Raw genomic sequence first — 13,099 nt, 5'->3', positions numbered from 1 at the left:
CCACGGATGACCGGACCCTTCGCGCCCTACGATCCAGGCCCCACGCGTCGCCGGCGCGGCCATGCCCCGCGTTTTCGCCGGGTCCCGTTGCGGCTGATCCTGCCCAACCTGGTGACGCTGCTGGCGCTGTGCTCGGGTCTGACGGCCATCCGCATGGCGCTGGAGTCGCGCTGGGACTATGCCATCGGCGCCATCGTCATCGCGGCGGTGTTGGATGCGTTGGACGGGCGGGTGGCGCGGCTGCTCAAGGGCACGTCGAAATTCGGAGCGGAACTCGATTCCCTTGCCGACTTCGTCAATTTCGGCGTGGCTCCGGCGCTGATCCTCTATTCCTGGCTGCTGCAGGAGGTGCGCTCCATCGGCTGGATCGCGGCGCTGATCTTCGCGATCTCGGCGGCCTTGCGGCTTGCCCGCTTCAACGTCTCCATCGACGATCCGAACAAGCCCGCATGGTCGGTGAACTTCTTTACCGGGGTGCCGGCACCGGCCGGTGCCTTGAGCGTGCTGTTTCCCGTCTATCTCGAATTCGTCGGCATCCTGCCGCACTGGCCGGAACTGGCGCCGGCCGTCGCGGTCTATGTGGTGGCGATCGCGCTGCTGATGGTCAGCCGCTTGCCGACCTTCTCGGGCAAGAAACTGGGCACGCGCGTGCGCCGCGACCTCGTGCTGCCGCTCTTCGTGGCCGCCGTATTCCTGGTGGCGTTGCTGGCGAGCTATCCGTTCGAGGTGCTGGCGCTGGGGGCGGCCGCTTACCTGGTGTCGATCCCCTTTGCCTGGCATTGGTACGAGCGCTATCGCAAGGCCGACCCGGCGGTGGAGGATTCGGACGAGGCAACGCTGGCGGTCGAGGACGAGGACACCGATCTCGATCACCTGAGCGAAGACGATAAGGACGACGCACCGTAGTCCGCGGCCTTCCGCTTTCTGGAAAGTGTATCGCCTCAAGAAAAAAGCCCTGCGCCGCGGACGCAGGGCTTTTTCGTTTCTAGCCGTCCGTGAAACTCGGGGCGGCGTTACGAGGACACTTGCACGAAGTCGCGCAGCTCCTTCGACGGGAAGTCGAAAAGCTGGCCGTTCGCAGTGTTTTCCGGTGCCACGAAGTCGAGCAGGGATGCTGCCACCTCGGACGGATGCGGCAGGGTCTGCGGATCTTCGCCCGGCATCGCCTCGGCCCGCATCGCGGTGCGGGTTGCGCCCGGATTGACCAGCATGCCGGTGATCCGTGTCTGCGCGGTCTCGGCGACATAGGTGCGCACCAAGGCCTCGAGGGCCGCCTTGGATACGGAGTAGGGGCCCCAGAACGCCTTGCACTTGTGCGCGGCACCCGAGGACAGGAACAGCACGCGGCCGGCATCCGACTGGCGCAAGAGCGGGTCGAGCGAACGGATCAGCCGCCAGTTGGCGGTGACGTTGATCGCCATCACCTTGTCCCAGATCCGCGGCGAGACATGTCCGAGCGGCGACAGGCCGCCGAGGATGCCGGCATTGCCGACCAGGATGTCGAGCTTGCCCCACCGCTCATGGATGGCGGCGCCCAGCCTGTCGATGGCGTCGTAGTCCGTCAAGTCGACAGGAACCAGCGTCGCCTGACCGCCGTCCGAGCGGATCTCGTCGTCGAGTTCCTCCAGGCCGCCGACCGTGCGGGCGAGCGCGATCACATGCGCTCCCTCAGTGGCCAGCGCCTTGGCGGTGAAATAGCCGATGCCGCGGGAGGCGCCGGTGACGACGGCAACCCGTCCCTCGAAGCGTTTCGTCATGTCCTGTCCGTTATCCTACTTCGACGAGACGAGGCATGTGCGTGACGTCCCCGTCTTCAGCCATGTCGGTCAGCGGCGTCGGGTAGTCGCCGGTGAAGCAATGGTCGGTGAACTGCGGCGCCTCGTTGTTGCGCCCCTCATAGCCGATGGCCTTGTAGATGCCGTCGACCGAGAGGAAGGCGAGCGTGTCTGCGCCGATGTAGTTGCGCATTTCCTCGAGGCTGTACTTCGCGGCCAGCAGCTTCTCGCGCACCGGCGTGTCGATGCCGTAATAGTCGGAGAAGCGGATCGGCGGCGAGGCGAGGCGGAAATGGACCTCGCGGGCGCCGGCGTCGCGGATCATCTGCACGATCTTCAGCGACGTGGTGCCGCGCACCAGGCTGTCGTCGACCAGCACCACACGCTTGCCCTCGATCTGGGCGCGGTTGGCCGAGTGCTTCAGCTTGACGCCGAGGGTGCGGATCTGCTGCGTCGGCTCGATGAAGGTGCGGCCAACATAGTGGTTGCGGATGATGCCGAGCTCGAAGGGGATGCCGGAAGCATCGGCGAAGCCGAGCGCCGCCGGAACGCCGGAATCCGGCACCGGGACAATGACATCCGCCTCGACCGGGGTCTCCAGCGCCAGCTGGCGGCCGAACTCCTTGCGCACGTCATAGACGCTGCGCCCGCCGAGGATCGAATCCGGGCGGGAGAAGTAGATGTATTCGAAGATGCAGGGGCGGGCGGGGCGACGGCCGAAGGGGAAGAAACTCTCGATCCCGCCGGGAGTGCAGACGACCACCTCGCCGTTCTCCACCTCGCGGATGAACTTGGCGCCGATGATGTCGAGCGCGCAGGTCTCGGAGGCGAAGATCGGTGCGCCGTTGAGATCGCCGAGGACCAGCGGGCGGATGCCGAACGGATCGCGTGCGCCGATCAGCTTCTTGCGGGTCAGGGCGACCAGCGAGTAGGCGCCCTCCATCTGCGTGATGGCGTCGATGAAGCGGTCGACGATCTTGTCCTTGCGCGAGCGTGCGACGAGCTGGAGAACCACCTCCGAATCGGAGGTCGACTGGCAGATCGCGCCCTCCTTGATGAGCTTGCGGCGCAGGGTCATCGCGTTGGTGAAGTGGCCGTTGTGACAGACGGCGATGCCGCCGCCGTCGAGCTCGGCGAAGAGCGGCTGGACGTTGCGCAGGATGGTCTCGCCGGAGGTCGAGTAGCGCACATGGCCGATGGCGTAGGGGCCGCTGAGCCGGCGGATCGTCTCGGCGTCGGAAAAGTGGTCGCCGACGAGGCCAAGGTGCCGCTCGGAGCGGAACTGGTTGCCGTCGAACGTGACGATGCCGGCGGCTTCCTGGCCGCGGTGCTGCAGGGCGTGAAGACCGAGTGCGGTAATCGCGGCGGCATCGTCATGACCGAGAATGCCGAACACGCCGCATTCCTCGTGGAGGCGGTCACCTTCGATTTCCTCGCGCCAGAAGTCCCTGGCGGCTGCGTCGCGGTCGGAACTGTGGCTGTCTGCGTGATGGGCGGTGTGATTATCGGCGTAGGCCATGGCCTTGGCTCCTGGTTGCCCGCGGGCGGCGGAGGCGTCCGCCGGACGGGCCTTCAAAACGCACCAGGGACGGCACCGCGGGGCGGTCCGTCCATGGCAACGAGAATTTCAGTCACATGATGCGGTCCGTTCCAGCGGACGTGCCTTAGTTGGTGGACGACCCCGAAGTCGTCAACTGCTCGATCCCGCGACGCTCGCTGTCGGTATAGCCCTGCTCCTCGCCGGTCGGGGCCGGCGCTGCAGGCGTTTCCGTCGTGCCGGCGGGGGCGCTGTCGGAGCGATTGCGGATGCGGTTGAGGATGGTGTTTTCCGGGCTTTCGGGAAGTGCGTTGACCAGCCGGTTGCCGATCGAGTCGATCACAGGCTTGGACTTGGCCGTGGCGATCCAGGCAGGCTGGTCCTGCGGCACGAACCAGTTGAAGAACATCATCGCGACGACGACCAGAAGAAGGCCGCGCAGGGCGCCGAAAACGAAGCCGAGCGTCCGGTCGAGCGCGCCGATGCGGCTGTCCAGTACGAAGTCGGAAACGCGCATCGTGATGTAGCTGACGATGATCAGGGTCACCAGGAATACGGCGGCAGCGGCAACGCCGAGGGCGACGTTGTCGTTGTTGATGTACTGGCGCACGAACGGAACAACGTGGCCGTACAGGTAGAAGGCAGCAACGGCGGCGGCGATCCAGGACGCGATAGACAAGACCTCGCGGACGAAGCCGCGGATCATGGCCAGGACGGCCGACAGGAGCATGATGACGAGAAGGATTCCGTCGAGAAGCGTGATCGGCATCGCTCGGCCTGGTCCCTGATCGCGTCGCAAGACGCCCTGTCGACCCAGTTCTCCGCGTGGGTCGGGCGCGGTGTTCACTGCCTTACCCGGCGCGTGCAGCGATCGAGCGCTGCCGGCTGCGGGGTCCGTCCGGGTCCTAGTCCCGCTCGGATGCGCCTGCGGAGCGTGCCGCCACCTGGGCGACCAGATCCGTCAGTTCGCTCAGCCCCGTCACCTGACCGCCGTCGGTTGCGCCGTCTCCGGCATTCGATTCTGGTACGAAGGCCGAAGTGAAACCGAGCTTGCGGGCTTCCTTGAGACGGCTTTGGGCCTGAGAGACCGCGCGGACCGCCCCCGAGAGGCTGACCTCGCCGAAATAGACGCAATCGGCGGGAAGGGCAACCCCGCTGAGCGAGGAGATAAGCGCGGCGGCAACGGCAAGGTCCGCGGCCGTCTCATTGACCCTCAAGCCGCCGGCCACGTTGAGGTAGACGTCGTTCTGCGCGAAGCGCACGCCGCAGCGCGCCTCCAGCACCGCAAGGATCATCGAAAGGCGGGCGCTGTCCCAGCCGATGACGGCCCTGCGCGGCGTGCCGAGGGGCGACGGCGCGACCAGCGCCTGGATCTCGATCAACAGCGGGCGCGTGCCTTCCAGCCCCGCGAAGACGGCGGATCCGGGCGTGCGGCCCGAGCGCTCGCCGAGGAAGAGCGCAGACGGGTTGGCCACCTCGGCCAACCCCTTGTCGGTCATCTCGAAGACGCCGATCTCATCGGTGGCGCCGAAGCGGTTCTTGACCGAGCGCAGGATGCGGTACTGGTGCGCGCCGTCGCCCTCGAAATAAAGCACGGCATCGACCATGTGCTCCACCACGCGGGGGCCGGCGATCTGTCCGTCCTTGGTGACATGGCCGACGAGAATCACCGTGGCGCCGCTCGCCTTGGCGTAGCGCACCAGCGCCTGCGCCGAGGCGCGGACCTGGGTGACCGTGCCGGGCGGGGAATCGACCATTTCCGACCACAGGGTCTGGATCGAATCGAGGATGACGAGGGCCGGCGGCGGGCCGTCGGTCAGCGTGGCGAGAATGTCCTCGACGCTGGTCTCCGCCGCGAGGCCGACCGGCGCGTCGGACAGGCCGAGGCGCATGGCGCGCAGCCGCACTTGATCGATGGCTTCCTCGCCGGAAATGTAGATCGCGCGGTGGCCGAGCCGGGCGATGCGGGCGGCAGCCTGGATCAACAGCGTCGATTTGCCGATGCCCGGATCGCCACCGACGAGCAGGGCCGAGCCGCGCACGAAGCCGCCGCCTGTGACGCGGTCGAGTTCGCCGACCCGCGTCTCGATACGCGGCGGGGTGTCGCTTTCGCCGGCAAGGCCGACCAGAGGCACGACGCGTCCGCGCTTGCGGCCAGCCGCTGTCGGCGAGCCGCCGACCCCGCCACCGCTGCGTTCCTCGACCAGTGTGTTCCACTCGCCGCAGCTGTCGCAGCGCCCCGCCCATTTGGACGCGGCCGCGCCGCAGGACTGGCAGACATAGGCCGTGCCGCGCCTGGCCATCAGGACTGCTCCCCGCCGGTCGAGGCCATGCCGACATAGCGGCGGGCGAAGCGGCGGCCGAGGGACGTCAGCAGTTCGTAGCCGATGGTGCCGGCCCGGCTGGCTGTTTCGTCGACGGACACGTTGCGGCCGAACAGTTCCACGAAGCTGCCGCGCACGGCAGTGCCGTCGGGCACGTCGCTGATATCGAAGGCGCTCATGTCCATGGAAATGCGACCGAGCGCGGGCAGGCGATGGCCGGCGAGCCAGGCCTCGGCGCCGGGCTTGCCGTCCGTGGAGCCGGCCGCGCGCAGGAACCCGTCGGCATAGCCGGCCGCGACAATGGCCACGCGCATGTCGCGCGGCGCGGTGAAGGTCGCGCCATAGCCGATTGGGGTGCCCTTGGGCAGCGTATGAACCTGGAGGATGCGTACCTCGAGCGTGACGACGGGATCGAGCCGGCTTTCCTCAAACGCCGAGGCCTGTCCGCCGTAAAGGGCGATTCCCGGGCGCGCGAGCTCGAAATGGAAGTCCGGACCAAGGAAGATGCCAGCGGAGTTGGCGAGCGAGCGCGGCACGCCGGGGAACAGGTCTGCCAGCGCCCGGAAGCGCGCCAGCTGGGTCTGATTCATCCGGTCACCGGGCGCATCGGCGCAGGCCAGATGCGACATGATCAGCGACAGCTCGAATGGGGTGTCCTGTGCCAGCGCCGCTGCTTCCTCCGCCGTCAGGCCTAGGCGGCTGATGCCGGTGTCGACATGAAGCGCGGCCGGCAGCGGCGCACCGGCCCCGCGCCACTCCGCGACCTCGTCCGGCGAACCGAGGCAGGGGCGCAGTCCGTTGGCGGCGTAAAAGCTTGCTGCACCCGGATAGAGCCCGTTGAGGATATAGATCGCGGCGTCCGGAAGATGGCGGCGCACGGTGGCGCCTTCTTGCGGCGTTGCGACGAAATAGGTGCGGCAGCCGGCCGTCCATAATGCCTGCAGGCAGGGCGCATCGCCGAGGCCGTAGCAGTCGGCCTTCACGGCTGCACCGCATGCGGTTCCCTCGCTCAGCAAGCCGGCGAGGCGGCTCCAGTTGGCGGCGAGTGCGGCAAGGTCGATGGTGATGCGGCCATTGTCGATTGAAGGCGTGGCGCTGGCGCCGGAGTGGGTATCGATCACATCCCTGGTCCAGGCTCTGGCCGCGTCAATGCGGCTCGGGGAATCGGTCCGGATCGGCAAGGTCGGAGAAGCGGGTGAACTCGCCCTGGAAGTGCAGTTGGACGTTGCCGGTCGGACCGTGACGCTGCTTGGCGATGATCACTTCGGCCCGGTTGCGCACCCTGTCAAGCTTCTCCTCCCATTTCGCTAGTTCTTCTGCATATTTTTCCGAGCCTTCCTGCGGCATCGTTTTAGAAAGATAATACTCCTCGCGGAACACGAAGAGCACCACGTCGGCGTCCTGCTCGATGGAGCCGGATTCGCGCAGATCCGACAGGATGGGGCGCTTGTCGTCGCGCGATTCGACCTGACGCGACAACTGGGAGAGCGCGATGATCGGAACGTTCAGCTCCTTGGCCAGAGCCTTCAGGCCGGTGGTGATCTCGGTGATCTCCTGCACACGGTTGCCGCTGTTCTTCTGCGAGCCGGTGAGGAGCTGGATGTAGTCGACGATCAGCAGGTCGAGGCCGCGCTGGCGCTTGAGCCGGCGGGCACGGGCGACCAGTTGGGCGATGGAGATGCCGCCGGTCTGATCCACGTGCAGGGGGACGAGCTGCATTGTCTGGGCGGCGGCGGCCAGCTTTTCGAAGTCGTGCTCGGAAATGTCGCCGCGGCGGATCTTCGAGGAGGAAATTTCGGTCTGCTCGGAAATGATACGGGTTGCGAGCTGCTCGGCCGACATTTCCAGCGAGAAGAAGCCGACGACGCCGCCGTTGACGGTCTTCATCGAGCCGTCCGGCTGCTCCTCGGCCATGTAGGCCTCGGCGACATTGTAGGCGATGTTGGTGGCGAGCGAGGTCTTGCCCATGGCGGGACGGCCGGCGAGCACGATGAGGTCGGAGGGTTGGAGCCCGCCCATCAGCGCGTCGAGATCGCGCAATCCGCTGGAGATGCCCGACAGCGCGCCTTGGCGCTGGAAGGCGGCGGCGGCCATATCGAGGGTCGAAGTGAGCGCATCGCCGAACGAGACGAACCCTGTATCGGTGCGGCCCTTTTCCGCCAGCTCGAACAGGCGGCGCTCGGCGTCGTCGATCTGGGCTGCCGGCGGCATGTCGATCGGCGCGTCGAAGGCGATGTTGACCATGTCCTCGCCGATGCGGATCAGGGTGCGGCGAATGGCGAGGTCGTAGATGGCGCGGCCATAATCCTCAGCATTGATGACCGATGCGGCGTCGGCGGCCAGCCGCAGGATGTATTGCGCGGCCGACATGTCGGCGATGCGCGCATCCTGCGGAAAGAAGGTCTTCAGCGTGATCGGGGAGGCGACCTTGCCGGCGCGGATGAGCTGGCCGGCCTTCTCGTAGATCTCCCGGTGCGGGGCAATGAAGAAGTGCTCGGGCTCCAGGAAGTCCGACACACGGTAGTAGGTCTCGTTGTTGACGATGATCGCGCCCAGCAGCTGGCGCTCGGCCTCCGCGTTATGCGGGGCAACGCGCATCGATGCGGCGCTGGTGTCGTTCGCCGGAACCGGACCCTTCATTCTCATTTCCCCTCGTGTGCCCCTGTTCCTACCGGAGGGAGGCGAAGGGAGGAAGGGGAATCCAGAAAGGATGCATTTCGTGTGAAAGGAACGGGGAAAACCCCGCTGTCCGGTTGACGCGGAGGGCGATCTTCGTTCCGCCGGCAAAGGGCCTGAGCGCGGCCTCGACCTCACGCATGACGCGCATGTGACCGACTGGCCCACATGCCCCAGGGGAACGGTGTGGACCGGCAATTTCCTACTTGTATTCGGGCTCTTGCGTCTGTCATGGAAGTGTCGCTTAATGTTCATGTGAGCGACATCTGGCGTTCATATGAAACAAATACGAAATGCGGACATTTTCGTTCAATGGGGCTTCCGCCGAGGAGGCCGTATTGCCCAGAACCGCATATCGGGCCGGGTGCCCGAGCTTTGGGAGAGCAAAACATGGCTTATCGCAAGACGCTGGCCGGTCTGGTCGCCGCAACGATGCTTGCCGGCAGCACCACCGTGTCCTTCGCCGCCACCGAAATCCAGTGGTGGCATGCCTTCACCGGCCGCCTCGGCGATCTGCTGAACGAGCAGGTCGAGAAGTTCAATGCCTCGCAGAGCGACTACGTCGTGGTCGCATCGCACAAGGGCAACTACTCCGAGGCGCTGAATGCCGGCATCGCCGCCTTCCGCGCCGGCGAGCAGCCGCATATCCTGATGGTCTTCGAGGTCGGCACGGCCACGATGATGGCCGCCAAGGGCGCCATCAAGCCGGTCTACGAGCTGATGGCCGAAACGGGCAAGGAGTTCGACCAGGACGCCTATCTCGCCTCGGTCGCCGGCTACTACACCACCACCGAGGGCCAGATGCTGTCGCTGCCCTATAACTCGTCGACCCCGGTTCTGTATGTGAACCGCGACGCGCTCGAGGCAGCCGGCATCGATCCCAACATCGACCTGACGACCTGGGAGAAGGTCGGCGAGGTGCTAGACACGCTAAAGGCGTCCGGCTCGGCCTGCCCGCTGACCACTGCCTGGCAGAGCTGGGTGCATCTGGAGACGCTGTCCGCCTATCACGATGTTCCCTTCGCCACGAAGGAGAACGGCTTCGGCGGCGTCGACACCGAACTGGCGTTCAACGGGCCGGTTCAGGTCGCGCATGTCGAGGCGATGGGCCAGTGGGCCAAGGACGGCAAGTTCATCTATGCCGGCCGCCGCAACGAGAGCGGCGCCCAGTTCCGCGCCGGCGAGTGCGCCCTGTTCACCGAATCCTCTGCCGGTTACGCCGGCGTGAAGGCTGAGGCACAGTTCGCCTTCGATATCCGCCCGCTGCCCTACTGGGATTCGGTCGAGGCCGCTCCGGTCAACACGATCATCGGCGGCGCCTCGCTGTGGGTGATGGCCGGCCATGAGGCCGAGGAATATGCCGGTGTTGCGGATTTCCTGAACTTCCTGTCGTCCGCCAATATCCAGGCCAAGTGGCACCAGGACACCGGCTACCTGCCGATCACCCATGCTGCCTACGAGCAGACCAAGGCCTCCGGCTTCTACGACGCCAATCCGGGCACGGACATTGCGGTCATCCAGATGACCGGCAAGGCGCCGACCGCCAACTCGAAGGGCGTGCGTCTGGGCAACTTCGACCAGATCCGCGGTATCATCGACGAGGAGCTGGAAGCGGTGTGGGCCGGCGACAAGTCGGCCAAGGATGCGCTCGACAACGCGGTGCAGCGTGGCAATCAGCTGCTGCGTCGCTTCGAGCAGGCCAACCGCTGATCCCCTGAAACGCTCGTGGATGCGGAGTAGGCCTGCGCATCCACGGTGCATCTGAGAAACGGGAAACGGTCCGGCAGACTGCCGGGCCGTTTTCGCCCGTCGGAAAGGCCCGGCGGACAGACCAGCTGGAACAGCGCGCCATGCACAAACGCGTCGTCTTCAACAGCCGGGTGTTGCCCTATCTGCTGCTTGCGCCGCAGATCCTGGTGACGCTCGTCTTCTTCTTCTGGCCGGCGGGCCAGGCGATCTACCAGTCCGCCTATATTCCCGACCCCTTCGGTCTGTCGTCGCAGTTTGTCGGCTTCGGCAATTTCGAGTTCCTGCTGAGCGACCCGTATTACCTCGCCTCGTTCAAGACGACGGTGATCTTCTCGACGCTGGTGACGCTCGTCTCGATGGGCGCCGCGCTCTGGCTGGCCGTCATGGCGGACCGGGTGATCAAGGGATCGAGCGCCTACAAGATGCTGCTGGTGTGGCCCTATGCGGTGGCTCCGGCGGTCGCGGGCGTGCTGTGGCTGTTCATGTTCAATCCCAATGTGGGTCTGGTCGCCTGGTACCTGAAGGTGTTGGGCTACAACTGGAATCACGTTCTGGACGGCGAAGAGGCAATGGGGCTCGTCGTCGTCGCATCCGCCTGGCGCCAGATCAGCTACAATTTCCTGTTCTTCCTGGCCGGCCTGCAGGCGATCCCGAAAAGCGTGATCGAGGCGGCGGCCATCGACGGGGCGAGCTTTGCCCGCCGGTTCTGGACCATCGTCTTCCCGCTGCTGTCGCCGACCACATTCTTCCTGCTGGTGGTCAACGTCGTCTACGCGTTCTTCGAAACCTTCGGCGTGATCCACACGATCACCGGCGGCGGGCCGCAGCAGGCGACGACCATCCTCGTCTACAAGGTGTTCTCCGACGGCTTCGTCGGGCAGGACCTCGGGTCCTCGGCTGCCCAGTCGGTGATCCTTCTCTTCGTGGTCGGGCTGCTGACGGTCGTCCAGTTCCGCTATATCGAACGCAAGGTGCATTACTGATGAGCGGCATGGTCGAAAAACGCGGGCTCGGCCTCTGGCTGACCCATGTCGGGCTGATCGTCGGCATCGCGATCATCTGCTTCCCGATCTACATGGCCTTCGTCGCCTCGACGGTGACGCAGCCGGAGATCGCCCGTCCGCCGATGCCGCTCATTCCAGGGCCGCATCTGATCGAGAATTACACGGCGGCGCTGACGCGGGGCGTTAACTCGCCGGTCCTCCTGATGCTGTTCAACTCCAGCGTCATGGCTCTCGGTATCACCATCGGCAAGATCGTGATCTCGATCATCTCCGCCTATGCGATCGTCTATTTCCGCTTTCCGTTCCGGATGGCGTTCTTCTGGATGATCTTCCTCACCCTGATGCTGCCCGTCGAGGTGCGCATCGTGCCGACCTACGAGGTCGTTGCCGGGTTCGGGATGCTCAACTCCTATACGGGCCTGATCCTGCCGCTGGTCGCCTCCGCGACTGCGACCTTCCTGTTCCGCCAGTTCTTCCTCACCGTTCCGGACGAGTTGATCGAGGCGGCGCGGGTCGACGGGGCAGGGCCGGTGCGCTTCTTTCTCGACATCCTGCTGCCGATGTCGCGGACCAACATCGCCGCGCTGTTCGTGATCCTCTTCATCTATGGCTGGAACCAGTATCTCTGGCCGCTGCTGATCACCACCAAGCCGGAAATGAACACCATCGTGATGGGCATCAAGCAGATGTTCCCGTCCGGCGACGATATCGCCGACTGGCCGGTGATCATGGCCACCACGCTGCTGGCGATGCTGCCGCCCGTCGCCGTCGTCATCTTCATGCAGGGGCTCTTCGTGAAGGGCCTCGTGGAAAGCGAGAAATAGGTTCCATGGCGAAGATCGCTTTTTCGAACATCCGCAAGTCCTATGGCACCACCGAGGTCATCCACGGGGTCGACGCGGAGATCGCCGACGGCGAGTTGATCGTCATCGTCGGGCCGTCGGGCTGCGGCAAGTCCACGTTGCTGCGCATGGTGGCGGGACTGGAGACGATCACCTCGGGCGAGATCCGCATCGGCGACCGGGTGGTCAACGATCTGGAGCCGCGCGAGCGGGACATCGCCATGGTGTTCCAGAACTATGCGCTCTATCCGCATATGTCCGTCTTCGACAACATGGCCTACGGACTGAAGATCGCCGGCGTTGCGAAGGCGGAGATTGCCGAGCGGGTCGCGCAGGCCGCGAAGATGCTGGAACTGGAGCCCTATCTCGACCGCAAGCCGCGGCAGCTGTCCGGCGGTCAGCGCCAGCGCGTCGCCATGGGCCGGGCCATCGTGCGCAAGCCATCGGTCTTCCTGTTCGACGAGCCGCTGTCCAATCTCGATGCGAAGCTGCGCGTGCAGATGCGCGTGGAGATCAAGACGCTGCAGCGCCGTCTCGGCGTCACCTCGCTCTACGTGACCCATGACCAGGTCGAGGCCATGACCATGGCCGACCGCATCATCGTGATGAACGGCGGCAATGCGGAGCAGATCGGGACGCCGCTGTCGGTGTACCACAAGCCGGCGACGGTCTTCGTCGGCGGCTTCATCGGCTCGCCGCCGATGAACTTCCTGCAGGCGGCGCGTCTTGCGGCGAGCGGTTTGTTGCACAAGGTTGCGGAGACCGGCGGGACGGCCGGCGCGCTCGACACGGTCGGCGTGCGGCCCGAGCATCTTGCCTTCTGCGCGGAAGGCGAGGCGGTGCTGTCGGGTAAACTGATGATCGCCGAGGCCCTGGGCGCGGAAACGCTGGCGCATGTGGAGCTCGACGATGGCGAGCGCATGATCGTGCGCATCGAGGGTGGGCGCGAGGTACCGGCGGCCGGCGCGCGGGTGCATCTTTCCTGTGCGTCCGAGCACCTGCACTACTTCGGCGCCGACGGAAAGCGGCTGCCCGACTGACATTGAAGCAATGCCGGCCGGTGCTCGACAGTGCCGGCCGGCCGGCGTCTTCCTAAGTCCAGCGTTTCTATCAGTCGCCGCACCCGCTGCATCCGCTCCCCGGCGAGGGGATGAGGATGTGCTCGTTGCGGGTGAGGTCGTCGTCTTGCGCC

The 13,099-nt window shown here is 65.7% G+C and carries 11 protein-coding genes; 5 read left to right on the top strand and 6 right to left on the bottom strand.

The features are described 5' to 3' along the window. The first annotated feature begins 6 nt into the window (after positions 1 to 6). Complete coding sequence (pssA, locus tag MNI96_RS02590) at positions 7 to 906, top strand: CDP-diacylglycerol--serine O-phosphatidyltransferase (protein WP_249690113.1); 900 nt, start codon at positions 7 to 9, stop codon at positions 904 to 906. Between the two features lie 107 nt (positions 907 to 1,013). Here pssA and MNI96_RS02585 read toward each other — a convergent pair whose 3' ends face one another. From MNI96_RS02585 to MNI96_RS02560, 6 genes are all read right to left on the bottom strand, one after another. Beyond that, on the bottom strand, positions 1,014 to 1,757 hold the full coding sequence (locus MNI96_RS02585) for an SDR family NAD(P)-dependent oxidoreductase (protein ID WP_249690111.1): 744 nt from the start codon (positions 1,755 to 1,757) through the stop codon (positions 1,014 to 1,016). 10 nt (positions 1,758 to 1,767) lie between these two features. Beyond that, positions 1,768 to 3,294 carry an amidophosphoribosyltransferase gene (purF, locus tag MNI96_RS02580; RefSeq protein WP_249690109.1) on the bottom strand — a complete coding sequence of 509 codons (1,527 nt, stop codon included), beginning with the start codon at positions 3,292 to 3,294 and terminating at the stop codon, positions 1,768 to 1,770. Positions 3,295 to 3,439: 145 nt separating this feature from the next. Further along, on the bottom strand, positions 3,440 to 4,081 hold the full coding sequence (locus tag MNI96_RS02575) for a CvpA family protein (RefSeq protein ID WP_249690106.1): 642 nt from the start codon (positions 4,079 to 4,081) through the stop codon (positions 3,440 to 3,442). 136 nt (positions 4,082 to 4,217) lie between these two features. Then, complete coding sequence (gene radA, locus MNI96_RS02570; RefSeq protein WP_249690104.1) at positions 4,218 to 5,615, bottom strand: DNA repair protein RadA; 1,398 nt, start codon at positions 5,613 to 5,615, stop codon at positions 4,218 to 4,220. Further along, complete coding sequence (alr, locus tag MNI96_RS02565) at positions 5,615 to 6,757, bottom strand: alanine racemase (protein ID WP_249690102.1); 1,143 nt, start codon at positions 6,755 to 6,757, stop codon at positions 5,615 to 5,617. Before alr ends, radA begins: the two co-directional genes overlap by 1 nt. Positions 6,758 to 6,782: 25 nt before the next feature. Then, complete coding sequence (locus tag MNI96_RS02560; protein ID WP_249690100.1) at positions 6,783 to 8,276, bottom strand: replicative DNA helicase; 1,494 nt, start codon at positions 8,274 to 8,276, stop codon at positions 6,783 to 6,785. A gap of 426 nt (positions 8,277 to 8,702) precedes the next feature. Here MNI96_RS02560 and ugpB point away from each other — a divergent pair, with 426 nt between their 5' ends. The 4 genes from ugpB to MNI96_RS02540 all read left to right on the top strand — a co-directional run bounded on the left by ugpB (position 8,703) and on the right by MNI96_RS02540 (position 12,947). Continuing rightward, positions 8,703 to 10,022, top strand: coding sequence for a sn-glycerol-3-phosphate ABC transporter substrate-binding protein UgpB (gene ugpB / locus MNI96_RS02555; protein WP_249690098.1), 1,320 nt, complete (start codon positions 8,703 to 8,705; stop codon positions 10,020 to 10,022). 140 nt (positions 10,023 to 10,162) lie between these two features. After that, entirely contained in the window at positions 10,163 to 11,044 is an 882-nt protein-coding gene (gene ugpA, locus MNI96_RS02550) for a sn-glycerol-3-phosphate ABC transporter permease UgpA (protein WP_249690096.1), read from the top strand. A gap of 8 nt (positions 11,045 to 11,052) precedes the next feature. Next, complete coding sequence (ugpE, locus tag MNI96_RS02545) at positions 11,053 to 11,889, top strand: sn-glycerol-3-phosphate ABC transporter permease UgpE (RefSeq protein ID WP_249690397.1); 837 nt, start codon at positions 11,053 to 11,055, stop codon at positions 11,887 to 11,889. Positions 11,890 to 11,894: 5 nt separating this feature from the next. After that, complete coding sequence (locus MNI96_RS02540; RefSeq protein WP_249690094.1) at positions 11,895 to 12,947, top strand: sn-glycerol-3-phosphate import ATP-binding protein UgpC; 1,053 nt, start codon at positions 11,895 to 11,897, stop codon at positions 12,945 to 12,947. Positions 12,948 to 13,099 lie beyond the last annotated feature (152 nt).

The organism is Stappia sp. WLB 29, from assembly GCF_023507705.1.
In the GTDB taxonomy this organism is placed as follows: Bacteria; Pseudomonadota; Alphaproteobacteria; order Rhizobiales; family Stappiaceae; genus Stappia.
This window is presented reverse-complemented; position numbering and strand designations above follow the sequence as displayed.